The 18,548-nt window shown below is 45.4% G+C and carries 17 protein-coding genes and 1 tRNA gene; 9 read left to right on the top strand and 9 right to left on the bottom strand.

The features are described from left to right. Nucleotides 1-3 precede the first annotated feature (3 nt). Nucleotides 4-1,143, bottom strand: a complete 1,140-nt coding sequence (carA, locus tag ACE3T3_RS01675; RefSeq protein WP_374663428.1) for a glutamine-hydrolyzing carbamoyl-phosphate synthase small subunit — start codon at nt 1,141-1,143, stop codon at nt 4-6. Nucleotides 1,144-1,450: 307 nt separating this feature from the next. Between carA and ACE3T3_RS01680 the strand changes: the two genes are divergently transcribed. Further along, nucleotides 1,451-1,945, top strand: coding sequence for a hypothetical protein (locus tag ACE3T3_RS01680; RefSeq protein ID WP_374663430.1), 495 nt, complete (start codon nt 1,451-1,453; stop codon nt 1,943-1,945). Between the two features lie 486 nt (nt 1,946-2,431). Here ACE3T3_RS01680 and ACE3T3_RS01685 read toward each other — a convergent pair whose 3' ends face one another. Next, nucleotides 2,432-2,971 (bottom strand): DOMON-like domain-containing protein, encoded by a 540-nt coding sequence (locus tag ACE3T3_RS01685; RefSeq protein ID WP_374663432.1) that lies wholly within the window; start codon nt 2,969-2,971, stop codon nt 2,432-2,434. Between the two features lie 8 nt (nt 2,972-2,979). Next, nucleotides 2,980-3,303 (bottom strand): ribosome assembly RNA-binding protein YhbY, encoded by a 324-nt coding sequence (gene yhbY, locus ACE3T3_RS01690; protein WP_374663434.1) that lies wholly within the window; start codon nt 3,301-3,303, stop codon nt 2,980-2,982. 193 nt (nt 3,304-3,496) lie between these two features. On the opposite strand from yhbY, the gene rlmE reads away from it, so the two are divergent. From rlmE to ACE3T3_RS01710, 4 genes are all read left to right on the top strand, one after another. Then, entirely contained in the window at nt 3,497-4,147 is a 651-nt protein-coding gene (rlmE, locus tag ACE3T3_RS01695) for a 23S rRNA (uridine(2552)-2'-O)-methyltransferase RlmE (protein ID WP_374663436.1), read from the top strand. Between the two features lie 135 nt (nt 4,148-4,282). Continuing rightward, a complete protein-coding gene (gene ftsH / locus ACE3T3_RS01700) occupies nt 4,283-6,172 on the top strand; it encodes an ATP-dependent zinc metalloprotease FtsH (RefSeq protein ID WP_374663438.1) in 1,890 nt (629 codons plus the stop codon). 150 nt (nt 6,173-6,322) lie between these two features. Beyond that, entirely contained in the window at nt 6,323-7,177 is an 855-nt protein-coding gene (gene folP / locus ACE3T3_RS01705; RefSeq protein ID WP_374663440.1) for a dihydropteroate synthase, read from the top strand. A 130-nt stretch (nt 7,178-7,307) separates the two neighbouring features. Continuing rightward, on the top strand, nt 7,308-7,622 hold the full coding sequence (locus tag ACE3T3_RS01710) for a DUF5713 family protein (RefSeq protein WP_374663441.1): 315 nt from the start codon (nt 7,308-7,310) through the stop codon (nt 7,620-7,622). A gap of 55 nt (nt 7,623-7,677) precedes the next feature. On the opposite strand, the gene ACE3T3_RS01715 is transcribed toward ACE3T3_RS01710, so the two are convergent. Then, nucleotides 7,678-7,881 (bottom strand): hypothetical protein, encoded by a 204-nt coding sequence (locus tag ACE3T3_RS01715; protein ID WP_374663443.1) that lies wholly within the window; start codon nt 7,879-7,881, stop codon nt 7,678-7,680. Between the two features lie 246 nt (nt 7,882-8,127). Then, nucleotides 8,128-8,213 (bottom strand) — tRNA-Leu (locus tag ACE3T3_RS01720). A 216-nt stretch (nt 8,214-8,429) separates the two neighbouring features. Here ACE3T3_RS01720 and ACE3T3_RS01725 point away from each other — a divergent pair. Further along, nucleotides 8,430-10,196: an alkaline phosphatase gene (locus tag ACE3T3_RS01725; protein WP_374663445.1), complete on the top strand. Its 1,767-nt coding sequence runs from the start codon at nt 8,430-8,432 to the stop codon at nt 10,194-10,196. A gap of 56 nt (nt 10,197-10,252) precedes the next feature. Here ACE3T3_RS01725 and ACE3T3_RS01730 read toward each other — a convergent pair whose 3' ends face one another. Further along, nucleotides 10,253-10,987 (bottom strand): hypothetical protein, encoded by a 735-nt coding sequence (locus ACE3T3_RS01730; protein WP_374663447.1) that lies wholly within the window; start codon nt 10,985-10,987, stop codon nt 10,253-10,255. Nucleotides 10,988-11,156: 169 nt separating this feature from the next. Here ACE3T3_RS01730 and ACE3T3_RS01735 point away from each other — a divergent pair, with 169 nt between their 5' ends. Beyond that, nucleotides 11,157-11,663, top strand: a complete 507-nt coding sequence (locus tag ACE3T3_RS01735; protein WP_374663449.1) for a hypothetical protein — start codon at nt 11,157-11,159, stop codon at nt 11,661-11,663. A 367-nt stretch (nt 11,664-12,030) separates the two neighbouring features. Here the strand turns inward: ACE3T3_RS01735 and ACE3T3_RS01740 are convergent, their stop codons facing one another. Both ACE3T3_RS01740 and ACE3T3_RS01745 read right to left on the bottom strand, forming a co-directional pair. After that, nucleotides 12,031-13,353: a hemolysin family protein gene (locus ACE3T3_RS01740; protein WP_374663451.1), complete on the bottom strand. Its 1,323-nt coding sequence runs from the start codon at nt 13,351-13,353 to the stop codon at nt 12,031-12,033. A gap of 125 nt (nt 13,354-13,478) precedes the next feature. Beyond that, complete coding sequence (locus ACE3T3_RS01745; RefSeq protein ID WP_374663453.1) at nt 13,479-14,468, bottom strand: LysR family transcriptional regulator; 990 nt, start codon at nt 14,466-14,468, stop codon at nt 13,479-13,481. A 676-nt stretch (nt 14,469-15,144) separates the two neighbouring features. Here ACE3T3_RS01745 and ACE3T3_RS01750 point away from each other — a divergent pair. Then, nucleotides 15,145-16,749 carry an isocitrate lyase gene (locus ACE3T3_RS01750; RefSeq protein WP_374663455.1) on the top strand — a complete coding sequence of 535 codons (1,605 nt, stop codon included), beginning with the start codon at nt 15,145-15,147 and terminating at the stop codon, nt 16,747-16,749. A gap of 138 nt (nt 16,750-16,887) precedes the next feature. Here the strand turns inward: ACE3T3_RS01750 and ACE3T3_RS01755 are convergent, their stop codons facing one another. Beyond that, nucleotides 16,888-17,262 carry a diacylglycerol kinase gene (locus ACE3T3_RS01755; protein ID WP_374663457.1) on the bottom strand — a complete coding sequence of 125 codons (375 nt, stop codon included), beginning with the start codon at nt 17,260-17,262 and terminating at the stop codon, nt 16,888-16,890. A gap of 201 nt (nt 17,263-17,463) precedes the next feature. On the opposite strand from ACE3T3_RS01755, the gene ACE3T3_RS01760 reads away from it, so the two are divergent. Beyond that, the coding region (locus ACE3T3_RS01760; RefSeq protein ID WP_374663459.1) for an MBL fold metallo-hydrolase at nt 17,464-18,548 on the top strand (1,085 nt) is incomplete at its 3' end.

Raw genomic sequence — 18,548 nt, forward strand, 5'->3', positions numbered from 1 at the left:
TAATTACTTCTTAGATGCTTCGATAAGTTCGATGAAATGATCGAACAGTGGTGCGCAGTCATGTGGACCAGGGCTTGCTTCAGGGTGACCTTGGAAGCTGAACGCAGGCTTATCTGTACGATGCATACCTTGCAAGGTTTGGTCGAACAATGATTTGTGCGTTGCTTTCAAGTTCGCCGGCAGTGTATCTGTATCTACTGCGAAGCCATGGTTCTGAGAAGTAATCATCACCGTACCATCTTCAAGATTTTGTACAGGATGGTTTGCACCGTGGTGGCCGTGAGGCATTTTCACAGTTTTTGCGCCTGAGGCAAGGGCAAGAATCTGGTGACCTAAACAAATACCAAATACTGGAATTTCAGTCGTTTCTACAATTGTTTTTACAGCTTCAATTGCATAGTCGCATGCTGCTGGATCGCCGGGGCCGTTTGAAAGGAACACGCCATCTGGATTCAGAGCAAGAACTTTTTCAGCAGGAGTTTGCGCAGGCACAACAGTCAATTTGCAGCCGCGGTCTGCGAGCATACGTAAGATGTTGGTTTTGACACCGTAATCGTATGCAACAACATGGAATTTAGCTTCAGGCTGAGAGAAACCTTTGCCAAGCGTCCAAGAACCTTCAGTCCATTCAAAACCTTCAGGGTCGCAGCATACTTTTGCAAGGTCTAAGCCATCTAGGCCGCCAAAAGCGCGCGCTTTAGCCAGAGCTTCTTCTTCTGTTGCATTTTCGCCAGCAAGGATGCAGCCATTTTGCGCACCTTTTGATCGCAGAATACGCGTCAATTTACGAGTATCGATGTCTGCGATAGCAACAACATTGTGTTGTTCAAGGTAATCACCAAGTGATTGCTCAGCACGGAAGTTGCTATGCAATAAAGGCAGGTCACGAATGATCAATCCGTTGGCCCATACTTTATGAATTCGACCTGACTCAGCGTCTTCATCATTGCAGCCTGTGTTACCGATATGCGGGTAAGTCAGTGTCACAAGTTGCTGTGCATAACTAGGGTCAGTCAAAATTTCTTGATAGCCAGTCATGGCAGTGTTGAAAACGACTTCACCGGTCGTACTGCCCGATGCGCCAATTGAAGTACCTTTAAAAATAGTACCATCGGCAAGGGCTAAAATTGCTGGGGTGCTCAAACCAAAGCTCCTGAAATTTAGGCTGTAAAAAAGCGAGAAGACGAAAAAAAAGGAAGGTTACTTTAAAACCTACCCTCCCTATGTCTGCTCGCTTGAACTTAACACGGCATTATACGCAGTAAGGGCTTTAAAGTCCACCGCATTTATCAGAATATGTCAGATAAAAGGCTTGCTTTCCGGCTGAGGGTGTTTTTCTTTCCGTGTTTTAAAAATGTAAGCAATTAATTATTGTCAGACAAATCAGAAGTTAAAATTTATCAATTTGGAATACGCTTAAAAAGTCATCAATAACTACAGGTATAAGATCATGGCGACATCTCCAAAATCCGCTGAAGCGGTTGAAACACTGAAAACCATCGCGGCGGATGGTGCGGAACAGCTGGAACAGGCAGCAAAAGAGGCCACCGAGCAAGTCTCAGAGGCGGTAACGGAAAGCAAAGAAAAAATTCAGGCCGAGGCGAAACAGCTGAATGCCAGCGTGCAGGATCAGCTGCGCCAGCTTAAGCAGGATATGCTGCAAAAAATTGAATCGCTGAAAACTCAATTGGGTTCATCTCAGAAAGATTTGTCTGAGCTGAAAGAGTTTGTAAAAACCGAATTCAATGCGGTGTTTGATGATATTTCCAAATTAAGCAAAGAGCTGAAGGAAGATGTCAGTCAAATTTCGCTGAAGCATAAAGATCAGCTGACAGAAACCTATAAGCGCTCAAAAGAGCATACCTTGGAAGCGTGGAAAAAAGTCTCCAGCGTAAAGGCCGATGCGGACAAAGCAGAAGACACTCAAGAGGTGTTGAAAAGCTAAGCGCATACGCTGAATGTGAATCAAGAGCAGTACATGGATGTATTGTTTTTCCGCATCAAAAATATTTTTGACTGCATCCTCATAAAGAATATTGTTGCAGCTATTGCAATCGAAAGGCGAATTGCAGAGATCCATTGCAAAATAAAAGGTTCGGCCTAAGCAAGCCATTTGAACCCTCAGCTTTGAGGCTATTCAGTCTGGTATTAAAAAATATAGAAAAAATGAAAATAAAAAACTTTTGCAGGCGCCATGTCTTTATTTAAAGCATCTCAGTTCAGCCATTCCGCTTTATCGCTGAATTCAGTGATATACATACAGTTATTCTTCTAAAATTTATTGCAATCCCATAAATGCTGCGCTGCAGGAGATGAATTATCTTACGGTATTTGCCGCATTAAGCGGGACCTTTGTGTACTCAAATTATGCGCATAAAAAAAGCAAAAGGACATCCTTTTGCTTGATCTATGGCCAGATTGGGCGGCAGTTTTAAAACTGATGCAGCCAATCGCGCTTATTATGAAAGTCGGCCTGCGGGCTGCTGTGCTGCATGGCGTAGTAATGATCGCCTTGGGCAGTTTTCAGAACCGCACTTAAGCCAATATAAAGATCCGACCACTTGAGCTTATGCGCAAGGATGAATTCGGTTAAATCCACACTGACATTTAAGCCATAATGCGTGCGCTTCAATTGGTTCAGCTCGATGTCGTACGCAGCTTGCGGCGGCATGTCTTCCGGAAATCGGTATTCTTCAAATTGATAGGCTTGCCATGCTTGAGAAGGGGAGAGATTGATTTCACGGTAAAAATCTTCATTGCGCACGCCGATGAAAATCTCAAAGCAGGTCTGTTCCCACAAAAAATCCTGACGCGGGCTGGATGCAGCCATTTCAGGCCATTGGATCAGCTGATTGGGGTCGCGCAGCCAATAGCCCACATTTAAGGTGTATGGGCTGACTTGTTCAATTGCGCCGACCAAAGAAATGGCTTCAAAACGGCGGTCAAACGCATTTAAATCGTAACTTGCCATTGGGTCAATTAGTTAGATAAATGCGCGTGACGGACTAAATTCGACAATTTTGCGTTTTGTTTGGCTGCTTTTTTATACAGTAAAACAATTTTGCCGATGGTCTGCACAATTTCAGCGCCTGAAGCTTCAGCCACTTCAGCAATTAATGCAGCGCGCGCGACACGGTCTTCTGCAACGATTTTTACTTTGATCAGTTCGTGATCGTTCAGTGCGCGGGCCAATTCTTCAATTACATTTTCAGTTAAGCCTTTGTCGCCCAACATAACAACAGGGTTTAAAGCATGTCCGATTTGACGTAAACGCTTACGTTCCTGAATAGATAAAGCCGCCATAAATGTAACCTAAATTTAAAAACGGCTTAGTATAGCAAAAGCAAAGATCAAACGCTTTAAATTCTCTGAAAATATCGATGCAAAAGATTGAAAAAACTGGCATGAAACCGGGATTTAGATACACATGTCTACTGCAAATATTGTGTTTTTCACGTACAATCAAAGATTAGAAGTTTATTTTATTTAGAGTTTTATGGCGACGCGCATTACCAATCAAAAATTATCCAAGAGCAGCCGTGACTGGATGCGGGAACATTTAGATGACCCTTTCGTGAAAAAAGCGCAAAAGGAAGGTTACCGCGCGCGCGCTGCGTATAAACTTCTTGAGATTCAAGAAAAATACAAACTGATTAAGCCGGGAATGACGGTTGTGGACTTGGGTGCAGCGCCAGGCAGCTGGTCGCAGATTGCGGGCAAGCTGGTGGGTGACAAAGGCTTGGTGATCGCTTCTGATATTCTGGAAATGGACGCGCTGCCGGATGTGACCTTCTTGCAAGGTGACTTCCGTGAAGAGGAAGTGTTCGAAAAATTGTTAAATATTTTAAATGGACGTACGGTAGACGTTGTAATTTCTGATATGGCCCCCAATACATCAGGTAATAAGGCCGTTGATCAGCCGCGTCAGATTTATTTATGCGAGCTTGCGCTGGATTTCGCCACCAAGGTGCTTGGCCCTAAAGGCCAGTTTGTGGTGAAAGTGTTTCAAGGGACTGGTTTTGATGAGTTCCGCAAGCAGGTGATTGATAATTTTGATGTGTTGAAGACCGCAAAACCTGCCGCATCACGCGCCCGTTCTAAAGAAGTATTTTTAGTCGGTCAAGGACGCAAGAAGGGTTTCAAGTAAAGTCTACTTGCCAACGCGTTAAAAATTGTGCATTTTGTACTTTTTTAACTTATTGCAAAGCTGGTCTGCAGCGTAAACATTAAGAGTCAACCCTTCGTTGGGCATGATCGAATTAAATGATATGGGAATAAAGCTTTGAGCGATCTTTTTAAGAATGCCGTGTTGTGGCTCATTATACTGGGTGTGCTGGTGCTCATTTTCAGCAACGTCAGTGACCGCAATCAGCCGACAGCAATGAACTATTCCGAGTTCGTCGCTGCGGTGAATGCTGGTCAAATTAAACAAGTCACAATTGATGGCGAAAGAATCCGCGGTGAAAAATCCAACGGTTCTGAATTCGAAAGTATCCGTCCAGCGGTTCAAGATCCGGAACTGATGCCGAACCTGATTAAAAACAATGTTGTTGTTGAAGGCACTGCGCCTCAGCGTCAAGGTTTGTTGATGCAGCTTCTCATTGCCAGCTTCCCAGTGCTTCTCATTATTTTGCTGTTCATGTTCTTTATGCGCAACATGGGCGGCGGTGCGGGCGGCAAAAACGGCCCGATGAGCTTTGGCAAATCGAAAGCGAAAATGCTGTCTGAAGATCAGATTAAAGTGACATTTACCGATGTTGCCGGCTGTGATGAAGCGAAACAGGAAGTGGTCGAAATTGTTGACTTCTTGAAAGATCCTGCAAAATTCAAGCGTTTGGGCGCAACCATTCCGAAAGGCGTATTGATGGTCGGTCCTCCGGGTACCGGTAAAACATTGCTGGCCAAAGCGATTGCAGGCGAAGCAAAAGTTCCATTCTTCAGCATTTCAGGTTCTGACTTTGTTGAAATGTTTGTCGGTGTCGGCGCATCACGTGTGCGTGACATGTTCGAACAGGCAAAACGCCATGCGCCATGCATCATCTTTATTGATGAGATTGATGCTGTGGGCCGCCACCGCGGTTCAGGCACAGGCGGCGGTCATGATGAACGTGAACAGACGCTGAACCAAATGCTGGTTGAAATGGACGGTTTTGAAGGCAATGAAGGCATTATTGTCATTGCAGCCACTAACCGTGCAGATGTGCTGGATAAAGCCTTGCTGCGTCCAGGCCGTTTCGACCGTCAAGTGATGGTTGGCTTGCCGGATATTAAAGGCCGTGAGCAAATTCTGAACGTCCATCTTAAAAAATTGCCATCAACCACTGGCGTGGATGTCAAAGTGCTTGCACGCGGTACGCCGGGCTTCTCAGGCGCGCAATTGGCCAACCTTGTAAACGAAGCAGCGCTGTTTGCTGCCCGCCGCAACAAGAATACGGTTGATATGCATGACTTTGAAGATGCCAAAGACAAGCTGTATATGGGCCCTGAGCGTAAATCGATGGTGCTGCGCGAAGAAGAGCGCCGCGCTACGGCTTACCATGAAGCCGGCCATGCGATTGTTGCTGAAATTTTGCCGGGCACAGACCCTGTGCATAAAGTAACCATTATGCCGCGCGGCTGGGCTTTGGGTGTGACATGGCAGCTGCCTGAACATGACCAAACTAGCCATTACAAAGACAAGATGCTGAATGAACTTTCAATCTTGTTTGGCGGCCGTATTGCAGAAGAAGTCTTCATTAACCAAATGTCGACTGGCGCTTCAAATGACTTTGAACGCGCAACAAAAATGGCGCGCGCCATGGTCACTAAATACGGCATGTCTGACAAGCTGGGTGTAATGGTCTACGAAGATGATTCTCAGCAGTCATTCATGGGCAGCATTGGCAGCCGCACTATTTCAGAAGCGACTCAGCAGCAAGTGGATGCCGAAGTTCGCCGCATCATTGATGAGCAATACCGTGTTGCGCGTGATATTTTGGAAAATAACAAAGATATTGCGCATGCCATGGTGAAAGCATTGCTTGAGTGGGAAACTATTGACCGTGAGCAAATCCGCGACATTATGGAAGGCCGTGAACCGCAGCCGCCAAAAGTTTATGTTGCAGAGAATCCGGTAATTGATGTTGTGCCGACAGATGGCCCAACGACACCTCCGCCGCTTCCGGCAAACTAAAATACAGCGCTGATTCAATTCAGTAAAAAAAAGCTCCAATTGATTGGGGCTTTTTTTATGGCTGGAGAATAATTGGGCGAAGTGTGAAAAGAGTTCGGCTGGGCTGGATTTAAATTGTTAAAATGCCTGCAGAACAGTAGGAGTACACACATGCAGCTGATGCCTTTACCCAGCAAAACCTTAAAGTGCGGCAATTTAGAATTGGATTTGTCTGTGCCGCATGTCATGGGGATTTTAAATGTGACACCGGATTCATTCAGTGATGGCGGAAGGCATAATGGTAAAGAGCAGGCGGTGGCCCATGCCAAGCAGATGATTGCTGACGGCGCAACCGTGATTGATGTCGGCGGCGAATCGACCCGCCCAGGCGCTTCGGCGGTTACTGTGGAAGAAGAAATCCGCCGCGTAGTGCCTGTGGTCGAAGAGCTGGCAAAGCTGAAGGCGGTGATTTCGATTGATACTTCTGAGCCGGAGGTGATCCGCGCCGCAGTCCAGGCAGGCGCGCATATCTGGAATGATGTGCGGGCTTTAACACGGCCGAATGCATTGCGTGCTGCCGCTGAGCTGAACATTCCTGTAATGATTATGCATATGCGCGGCGAGCCGACGACCATGAATAGTCTGAATCAGTATGAAGATGTGACCCTTGATGTGATAGCTGAGTTAAAACAGCGCGTGAATGATGCTTTGGAAGCAGGGGTGCGTTCTGAAAACATTATGATTGATCCGGGGTTTGGCTTTGCAAAAAATGCCGCCCAGAATCTGAAGCTGCTCAATGAATTTTATAAACTGCATGAATTGGGCTATCCAATCCTATCGGCCTTATCGCGTAAGCGCTTTATTGGTGAAGCGTTAAATGGCGCGGATGCGCAAAACCGTGCGGTGGGTTCAGTTGCTGCGCATATGTTCAGCATTCAGCAAGGCGCATGCATGGTGCGGGCGCATGATGTCAAAGCCATGTCTGATGCGATTAAAGTCTGGAATGCGATGAAAGCGGCGGTCTAATTGCAGTAAAGCCTATTAGCATCACTGGAGAATTATGCGAAATATCAAATTATCTGGGATTTAGTTGGCTATTTTGTATAGGTGTGTTATATAAGCTCGCTTAAAGTTTAGTGTGTTTAGAGTGGCTGTAATGTTTGCAGATTTACTTCTCCCTATGTTCGATGATGAATATTATCCAGATATTCTGGTTGCTGAAGTAAAGCAGCACATTGAACTGTTTGCAAAGAAATTGGCCAAGTCTGAATTGTCAGAAAGTGATGTCTATCACCATGCGCATGAGGCCATTACCGCCATTAATGCCATGAAGCTGCAGTTTGAAGATTTGGATTCGTCATTGGATGACAGCGCAGCCGATTATATTGCTGAAGCGATGATGATGGTGGCGCAAGACCAAGGCTATATGGATATTGAAATGGAAGAACTGGTATCCAATCGAGAGTGGTGATCCGCGCTCTCAATTGGATTTTCTTATATGGATGATTGTCGGCAGATAGCTTGTCCTAATCATCCAATAATTCACTGAGATGGCATGTTTGATTCGGATATTCTTCTGCAATCCCATCCACCGTCATCAAATACTCGCCCTTGTGCATCTCTGCAGCTGCGGTTAAATAAAGCCAAAATTGATGATATTTCTGCATCAGTTCTCTAATGCGCTGCTCATCAGATGCATGGTTGAACGTCAGCTTGAACTCAACATCCATGCTTCGGCAGCTGTGCAGATAGAGCTGATGGTTCTTTTCTGTGAATGTGCCGGCAAACAGATCATAGAATGCTTCTGGACCGCTTGATGCGGCGCTGTCATTTGCAAAAAATAATGCGAACAGAACAGCAAGATGCAGATAGCAGGATTTTCATTTTTTATTCTTCTTTCAGTTGCTGAATTTCAGGCGTAAAAAAACCAGCATCATGCTGGGTTCTTTATTGCACCATTTTAACAAGCATTAAAATGGTGCCCGAGGCCAGACTCGAACTGGCACGCTTTGTGGGCGGGGGATTTTAAATCCCCTGTGTCTACCGATTTCACCACTCGGGCATGAGCGCAATAATAGTGGACGAATCTGGCTATGGCAAGCAAAAAACACCATAATTGATTTAAATACAGCCAAAACAGTGATTTGTGTTTAAAAAATGCGTATTTCCCGATCCTGAAAATCAGCTTGAACATCGCCTTTCATGATTGTTTCATCAATTTGAGATCAAAGTGCAGCCATATCAAGATAGCCTGAGCTAAAAACTGGATTGCTTGAAAATGAAAAATAAAATGACACGCCGTGAAATGATTCAGCGCACTTTGGCCGGTTTCGGTGCAGTCGGGCTTCCTGTCAACTTGACGGCCTGCGGCAGTGATGATGATGCGGATACGCCAGCAGCCGTAAAAGTGCAGTTTTTGCATGGCGTAGCCAGTGGAGATCCTTTGCAAGACCGCGTAATTTTATGGACGCGGGTCACGCCGGACGATGAAAGTTTGCGTCTGGAGCTTCAGTGGGAGGTTGCAGAAGATCCGCAATTTAAACATATCGTCAGCAAGGGCAAAGCGCAAACCAGCCAGGCGGATGATTTTACCGTTAAGGCGGATGCCGCAGGGTTGAAACCCGCAACAAGCTATTATTACCGTTTTAAATTCGGCAATGCGCTGTCGCAAACTGGGCAAACGAAAACCCTGCCGGAAACAGCTGAGCAAGTCAGTTTAGCGGTGTGTTCCTGTTCGAATTATCCAGCAGGCTATTTTCATGTTTATAAAGAAATGGCAGGGCAAAATGTCGATGCTGTGCTGCATCTTGGCGACTATATTTATGAATATGGCCAAGGCGGCTATGCCACTGAAAATGCGAAAACGATGGGGCGCACATTTGCTGCCGACAATAATCTGGAATTGCTGAATTTAAGCGATTACCGCAAACGCTATGCGCTGTACCGCCTAGATCAAGATTTGCAGGCAGTGCATCAGCGCCATCCATTTATTGTGATTTGGGACGATCATGAATTGGCGAATGATGCGTGGCGTGACGGCGCAGAAAATCATCAGGCCGATGAAGGGGATTTCAAAGCGCGCCGAGCTGCTGCGCTGCAGGCCTATTTTGAATGGATGCCGATCCGCCCGAAAACAGCGGATGACCATCTCAACATTTACCGTGAGTTTAATTTTGGCAATCTGGTGCATTTGAATATGCTGGATACGCGGATGCTCGCGCGCAGCCAGCAGCTGGAATACAAGAATTATCTCAACGGCGGAGTGCTGGACGCAGCAAAATTTACAGCCGACTTGCAAGATCCTGCTCGCACGTTGCTGGGCGGGCCGCAGCTGCAATGGCTGAATCAATCTTTGGCGGCTTCAAGCGCGCAATGGAATGTGATTGGGCAGCAGATTTTAATGTCTAAAATGCTGATTCCTGCTGAAATCCTGCTGATGCTGGAAAAAGTGCAAAGCGGGCAAGCGGGTGCAAATGATTTGCTTGCCATTAAGCAAATGATTGCAGAACTGAGCGCGATTAAAATCCAGCAGCTGAAGGACCCGTCTAAACTCACGGCCGAGCAGCTGCAGCGCATCAGCACAGTCGCGCCTTATAATTTGGATGCGTGGGATGGCTATGCCTATGAGCGTGAAGTGCTGTATGCGGGGCTGCAGCGCATCAATAAGCCAGTCGTGGTGCTGGCCGGCGATACGCATAATGCATGGTATTCTAATTTGCATGCAACATCAGGCAAGCAGGTGGGCATTGAGCTGGCAGCCAGCTCCGTTTCATCACCGGGCATGGAAAAATATCTGCAAATCAGCAGCGAAGATATGCAAAGTTTCCAGCAGGCTTTCAGCTTGCTGATTGATGAGCTGGAATATTGCAATCTCAGTCAGCGCGGCTATTTAAAACTGAGTTTTGATCAGCAGAATTTGCAGTCGGAATGGTTTTTTGTAAATACAGTGCAGCAAGAAAACTATAGTGTGGATCAGGCGGCATCGGTGACGATGAATTTTGACCGCAGCCTGCAGCCGGTGAAAGACTGGGCGCAAACAGCTTAAGACCCAGAAAGTATTGGATGAATAAGAAGCAGAAGCTTTGCCCGAAGGCTAGGCTTCTATTTCATTAAATCATCTAAATAGGTTTCTAAATTGATGTGCTTAAAGCTTTTGCACAGCTGATTCTCAAAACGCATGGTTTGGGCATGCAGTTCCTGCAGCTGCTTCAGCTGCTGTTTTAAAAACAGGGATTTGTCTGCATGGCGCTTGCTGAAAAAAAGCCGGCATTTTGTTTTCAGAATTTGCTTATAGGACCAAAAACACACGCGGCGGGTTTCCTGCAAATAATGGAACTGCAGGCTGTCGCTGTGTTCGCGGAAGAGATTTTCCTTATAAAAACTGACAAAACCGAAGCTCATGGCAAAGAAAAACAGGACCGACTGCATAAAACTGCTTTCGATATACGCGATATTGAGCGCTTGGAGAAGAATGATGCCCGCCAGCTTAATCGGCGTATTGCGCAGCTGCTTATACAGGGAGATTGAGCTGTGCTTCATTTGCTTGATAATTAAAGGCACTGCCAGCATAAAAAACAGCATGATGGCCAGCACCGCAAGGCCATTGGCGCGGAACTCTCCCATATTGGGCCATTCCGCTGCCAAATAAGCGCCCAAACTCATGCTGATGGACACAAAGATCATCGCAGCCAGAACCCAAGGCACCAGCTCTTTCAATTCGTCCAGCATGCCTTTGGTTTTCATCATGCCGTAAAAAATATAATTGCGCTTAAATGCTGCCGGGTAAAGCAGCTGGAGCTGTTCTAAAAAAACAGCAGCCTGTTGATCTTTAATCATGCAAAATGCAGTGTACGAAAAGGTGCTGAATAATATATGTTATTTTTTTAGAATCAGGCATATTTTTTAGACCGAACCGCAGAGATTCAGCGTAAAGATGGAGATATTCCACTTTTAACATCAGAAATATGAGAAAATAGCGCTTTATATTCCTCTGTAAAGGCAGGCTATGGCTGACCAATCTCCTGAAAATTTAAGTGATATTGAAATCTTAGATATTTTAACGTCTATGAAAGATGATGATCTGACTGCTGAAGCGCAAATCATTATCCGCCAAGGCGGAAAAGCGGGACGTAAGGAGTCGCATAAGCAAGCTTTAGTCGCATTAAATCATTCTTTTGAAGAAAAATTTGTCGAAGCGGTGACATTGGCGCTGCAGCTGAATGAGGCGCAGGCAAAAAAAATCCGCTATAAAAAAGACCGCATCCGCATTCTAAAAGCGCGCGGCATTGACTACATGGCGATTGACGGTGCAGAAACAGCGCAAGTCCTTGCGCAAGTTGCTCAAGCCATTACCCGTGAAGATGCAACGGTAACCCACGACCTGCATAATATTTTCCCTTTCTGGAAAGAAGGCTGGCCAATGGTGCAGTTTGACAGCGCGTATGGCATTTTGTCAGATGATATTGCAATTCATTATCAGGCTGTTTTGGATACGCTGATCGGCAAGCGTTAATTGCCAAGCATTCATTGCTCCGCCTTTTATCGCTCAGCCCTCTAAGCGAATTAATGCAGCAGTAAAAAAAGCGCCGTATGGCGCTTTTTTTGTCAGTATTGTTTTGTTTGACCTAAACCAGAACAAGCGGATGGCTGAATCAATAGCGTAGATGTTAAAAATCAATGCGGCAGCCAGCATCTCCGGTAAGGGATCATTCTCTTAATAATGGTTGGCTGATGATGCGGTTCAAGTACAGTTACGGCAATCTTATACAATGAATCAGCGGAAGGCGCGGGCGCACATGGGCCGGCTATCTAACTATAGATGATCAAGCCATAAATCTGGTTTGATCGGCAGTGTTCAGGCTGGATGAAAAAAACCCGGATTATTCCGGCTCTTTTTCATCTGTTTCAGTTTGTTCCAGCAAGCGGGTCACCAGCAATTGGTCAATTTTAAAATGGTCGACATCAACCACTTCAAATTTGTAATTGCCAAAAATAACCGTATCCGCTGGGCGCGGAATTTTGCGCAGTTTATACATCATGAAGCCAGCCAGGGTTTCATAATTTTCAACATCCGGCATTTCGTCAATTTCAAGCGCATGCTTGATGTCTTCAATTGGCGTACTGCCGTCAATCAGCCAAGAGTTGTTGTCGCGTTTAATGATTTGCTGATCGGCTTCAATCGGCGTCACCCAGTCGCCCATCACGGTAATCATGATGTCTGAAAGGGTAATCACGCCGACAACCAATGCATATTCATTAATCACCACCGCAAATTTTTCTTTGGTGGAACGGAAGCGGTCCAGCAGTTCTGACAGCGTTAAGGTGTCCGGGATGGTCAGGACATTACGGATGGTGTTTTCATTCAGCTGCAAGAGCGACTGATTATTCAAAATACGCACCAGAATATCTTTGGCATCCACATAGCCAATCACGTCATCAATATTTTCACTGCAGACCAAAAATTTTGAGTAGGGGAACTCAGCCAATTTTTGCCGGATGCTGGCTTCAGATTCTTTCAGGGTGAAGAAGACGACATTTTCACGTGTGGTCATGCTGGACGGCACATTGCGCTCTTCCAGTTCAAAGACATTCTCAATGAAATGATGTTCCTGTTTTTGCAGTACGCCCGCTTGTGCGCCAGCATCCATGACGGCAGAAATATCATCAAAGGTAATGTTGTCTTCACGTGTGGTGTTGACTTTGAATAAGCGGAACAGCACATTGGCAATGGCATTGATCAGCCATGCTAAAGGCTTGCAGACAACAATGAAGATTTGAATTGGATTAATCACGGAGACCGCGATTCTTTCTGGCGCAATCATCGCCAGCCGTTTCGGCATCAGATCTGCAAAGAGAATAAATAAGGAAGTGACTAAGGTGAATGACAGCGCGAAGCTGATGGTTTCACTCCACGGCCCTGTATAGAACTTAGAAACTAATTCCAGAAAATAAGGACGGAAGGCGCCTTCACCTAAAATACCGCCTAAGATAGCGACAGCATTTAAGCCAATTTGAGAGGCGGCAAAGAAATCTGCAGAGTTTTCCTGCAAGTCCAAGACTTTCTGCGCGCGTTCATCGCCCGATTCAGCCAGAATTTTCAGTTTAACTTTACGTGCACCCGCAAGAGCGATTTCCGTTAATGATAAAAAACCGGCCCCCGCAATAAGGATGGCGATGATTAAGATATTTTGGAAGAGGCTCACGAATCCACCTGTGGATCATCATTATTATGAATATTTTTAACACAAAAAAACTTGAGGGAATAAGTCAATTATTGCCTCAAGTCACAGTATAGGCTTAAAAAAGAAGAATTTAAGAAAATTTATCCTTAATAATGCGAAAATTGAGAATTATTCATTAAAAATTCACGATTTTCTTCTTCAATCATTTGACGCGCCACATATAAAATCAGCTGACGCAGCCAGCGGTGCGCTGGGTGATGATGCAATAAAGGGCACCAAGCCATTTTCAGCTCAAATTCCGGAATATAGAAAGGCGGATCTTTCAGCAGCAGATTTTGGCTTTTCGCTTGCAGGCGCGCAATACGGGTCGGCAGCGTTGCAACCAGATCTACATTAGATGCAAGCAAGCCTGGCATTTGATAGTGGCGGGTGAAGACAGAAATTTTGCGTTTTTGGCCAATCCGTTCTAAAGCCTGATCAATCCAGCCCAATCCAGCTTGCTTCTCTGGGTTGACACCAAAGCCCACGCCCATACCGGTTTTTGATACCCAAATATGCTGCGCATCTAAATAGCTTTTTAAGTTTAGGTTGCTGGCAGCCGGGTGCTTGCTGTTGAGCAGGCAAGAGAAGCTGTCACGCCAAACGAGCACTTGATGGAAACTTTGCGGTATTTCATTGAAGCGGTTGATGGCTAAATCGACTTTGCCTTGTTCCATGTCGCGGTAAGACACGTCGCTTGGGGTTAAGAAGTCGAGCACCACATTCGGCGCTTCTGAACGCAGCGCTTTGACGAGGCGGGGAACCAAGGTTGCTTCAGCATAGTCCGAAGTCATGATGCGGAAGACGCGATTGGAGGTATAAGGGCGGAACTCGGTACGCGGTTCCAGAATCATGGATAAATCTGATAAAGCATCGCGGATGCGCGGCTGCAGTTCTAAAGCGCGTTCGGTTGGCGTCATGCCTTCAGAAGAGCGGATAAGTAGCGGATCATTAAATAAGTTACGCAAGCGACGCAAAATATTACTCATTGCTGGCTGGGTCACGCCCAATTGTTCAGCTGCTCGAGTAACATTTTTTTCACGAAGAAGAACGTCTAGATAAATTAATAGATTAAGATCGACCCGCTCCAGATTCATAAAAAAAATACCGAAAATAAAATCATGAAATTGTATTGATTATGCCATAAGCCAAGAAGCTTGTGTAATAAACTGATGAAAAAAAAGCCTTCCATGCTTTGATCTGGATATGGATAAACCTAGGCGCTGATTAGGCGGCAAAGCTGCAGGCGCTTGAATAGCGGAGCAGCCAGACATCACGATGCCATGATGGATAACTGTGATCAGTTGGGATGAAATCTGTATATCGCTATCTTTAGTTTATTGCGCAGATGTTTTGCTGAGGCCGGTGGATCAGGGGTGAAAACCAATGTGTTGAGATATTAAACATTGCAATTCTGCTGGAAACGGCTGTCATTTGGGTCAATTTTATGCATTTATGCGCTTTACAAGTTTTTTTATGCACTGACCAGACTTAAGTCTAATGAAGAATATTTAGACGAAAATCGTCTTTTATCTTGTTATCTAAAATTTTAAAAAACAATGCATTGGAGTGATTTGGTTAAAATATAATTAGACTTTGATCTACACATTTTTTAAATAAATACTGAAAATTAATGCAGACTATTGGATTAATTTTTTCACCCCATCTAATCTAAGTTCATCGAAGCGATGTGCTGTAAATCTGAACAAATCATTGAGGGTTGATTTTAGCCGCGCTGCAGAAAAATCCTAATATTATATACAGGAAAATATCATGACTACATACCAAACAGCGATTGATGCAATCCGCGAATTAAAAGCAAAATTCGGCAACACTTGGGCGGACATCTCTCCTGAAGATGCTGCGCGTATGCAAATGCAAAACCGTTTCAAAACTGGTTTAGACATTGCTAAATACACAGCTGCGATTATGCGTCGTGATATGGCAGCTTATGATGCTGACTCTAGCCAATACACTCAATCTTTGGGCTGCTGGCACGGTTTCATCGCACAACAAAAAATGATTGCGAACAAAAAATACTTCGGTACGACTGACCGCCGTTACATCTACCTTTCTGGCTGGATGGTTGCTGCGCTTCGTTCAGAATTCGGTCCGCTTCCTGACCAATCTATGCACGAAAAAACTTCAGTACCTGCATTGATCGAAGAAATCTACACTTTCTTACGTCAAGCTGATGCGAAAGAATTAAACGACTTGTTCCGTGCGCTTAAAAAAGCAAACGAAGCTGGCGATACTGCTAAAGCTGCTGAAATCACTGCTCAAATCGACGGTTTCCAAACTCACGTTGTGCCAATTATTGCGGACATCGACGCTGGTTTCGGTAACGAAGAAGCGACTTACTTACTTGCTAAGAAAATGATCGAAGCGGGTGCTTGTGCACTACAAATCGAAAACCAAGTATCTGACGCGAAACAATGCGGTCACCAAGCTGGTAAAGTAACAGTTCCACACGAAGACTTCATCGCGAAAATCCACGCTCTTCGCTATGCATTCTTAGAAATGGGTCTTGACGACGGTATCATCGTTGCGCGTACTGACTCTGAAGGCGCTGACTTGACTCAAAAAATCCCAGTGGTTAAAGAGCCAGGCGACATCGCTTCTCAATACATCAGCTACTTAGACACAGTTGAAATTGACATTGCTGACGCTCAAGAAGACGAAATCCTGATCAAACGCAACGGCAAACTTCACCGTCCAAAACGTTTAGCTTCTGGCTTGTACCAATTCCGTCCAGACACACAAATCGACCGTGTTGTTCTTGACTGTGTATCTAGCCTTCAAAACGGCGCTGACCTTCTTTGGATCGAAACTGCGACTCCAAACGTTGAAGAAATCGCTCACATGGTTAACCGTGTACGTGAAACAGTTCCAAATGCGAAACTTGTTTACAACAACTCTCCATCGTTCAACTGGACTTTAAACTTCCGTCAACAAGCTTACGACCGTTGGGTTGCTGAAGGTAAAGACGTTTCTGCTTACGACCGCGCTAAACTAATGAGCGCTGAGTATGACGCTACTGAATTGGCTGCTGATGCTGACGAAAAAGTACGTACATTCCAAGCAGATGCTTCTCGTGAAGCGGGCGTGTTCCACCACTTGATCACTCTTCCGACTTACCACACAGCTGCTCTTTCTACTCACGAGCTTGCTCAAGGTTACTTCGGCGACCAAGGTATGCTTGCTTATGTAGCTGGCGTGCAACGTAAAGAAATCCGCGGTACGATTTCTTGTGTTAAACACCAAGCAATGGCTGGTTCTGACATCGGTGATGATCACAAAGAAATCTTCTCTGGTGACAACGCTCTTAAAGCGCACGACGATGCTAAAAACACAATGAACCAATTCGCTGCTCACTAAGCACTGAACTGATTCGAAAAACCCAGCGCAAGCTGGGTTTTTTTATGGGTGGAAATGAGGAAAATAAAAAAAGCACCTGTTAAGGTGCTTTAATAATGAAAATTCAAAAATGATATGTGCAGGATTTTATCCTTAAATTTAACGCACTAAGATAATCAGCCAGACAAAGAAAATAATACTCAATGAGACAAATTGAGCCGCGCTGCCCATGTCTTTGGCGTTTTTAGAAAGTTCATGCCGTTCAAGTGAAATACGGTCGACCACAGCTTCAATAGCGGAGTTGAATAATTCCACAATCAGCGCCAGCAGGCAAGCCGCAACCATTAAAGCTTGTTCTGCACGGCTGACATTCAAAAAAAATGTCGCAGGAATCAGAACGATGTTGATGAGTGTGATTTGACGGAAAGCGGCTTCGCCCTGAAATGCAGACTTAAAGCCAGACAATGAATATTGTGTTGCATTCAATATGCGCTTAACGCCTGTTTTTCCCTTAAATGGTGAGGTTTCGTTCATGTTAACGCCGTTCAAATTTTTCAGCTTACTTTAAGCTTTGAATCTGAAAGAATTCTGAAAAATGTATAGAAAATGTTGTGGGTTGAAGAAAAAAAGCTTAAAAAAGAGCGCTTTTTCAGGCAGAATGGCGCCGTAAAACTCTAATAATGAATAAAAGACAATCAATATTCAAATTGTGCATAAACATAAAAAAGGTCAATAATGAAAAAAATTTGCATGGCGATGGTGTTTTCGGCGCTGTCAGGGCTGTCTTTGGCCAATACTTTAGACTCAATTCCAGCTGCGGAGAATCAAGCTGCAGGTTTTCAAAGCATGCAATTTGGGCCTTATAAAATTACCGCATTGCATGATGGCAATATTGCTTTAAGTCCTGAAGTCTTTAATCAAAACTTTAGCCCAATGGAAGTGCAGGCGCTGCTGCAGCAGCTGGCCATTGATCCCGCTGTCCCGATGCAAGAAAGCGTCAATGCTTTCTTAATTGCTGATGCATCCGGCAATTTAACTTTAATTGATGCCGGTGCAGGCCAATGCGCCGGCGCGCAGCTTGGCGCAATGGTCCGCCAGCTCAGTGCTGCCGGCTATTCTGCCGTTGATGTGGGGACGGTATTGCTGACGCATTTGCATCCAGACCATCTGTGCGGGTTGGAAAATGGCGCCAAAGCCGTGTTCCCATTGGCGACGGTATACACCAGTGAAAAAGAGCAGGCTTATTGGCTGTCTGCACATGCTCAAAGCCATGTGACGGCAGATCAGCAGGAAAAATTCCAGCAGACGGTGCAGCAAATCCGTACGGCCTTGGCGCCGTATCAGCAGAGCCGCAGCCTGCGCACATTCAAAGCAGGCGCAAACATCAATGGCATTGATGTGCTGGAAAGCGCCGGGCATACGCCGGGCCATTATCTATTCCAGCTGAAATCAAACGGCCAAAGCTTGGTGTTTTTAGGAGATGCGCTGCATTTTGCTGCTCTGCAGCTGGAGCAGCCTAAACTGTCTGCTAGCTTCGATTTTGATCCCGTGCAATCCGGTGAGGCGCGTGAAAAGCTCTTGGCGCAGTGGGCAAAGCAGGACAGTTTGCTTGCTGCCGCTCATTTGCCATTTCCGGGCATTGGCAAAATACAGTCAAAAAATGCTGGAAGCTATGTCTGGCAGGCGATAGGCTCACCTGCAACACCTGCAACACCTGCAACACCTGCAACACCTGCAACACCTGCAACACCTGCAACACCTGCAACACCTGCAACACCTGCAACACCTGCAACACCTGCAACACCTGCAACACCTGCAAC

This window comes from Acinetobacter sp. (assembly GCF_041919735.1).
Taxonomy (GTDB): Bacteria; Pseudomonadota; Gammaproteobacteria; order Pseudomonadales; family Moraxellaceae; genus Acinetobacter.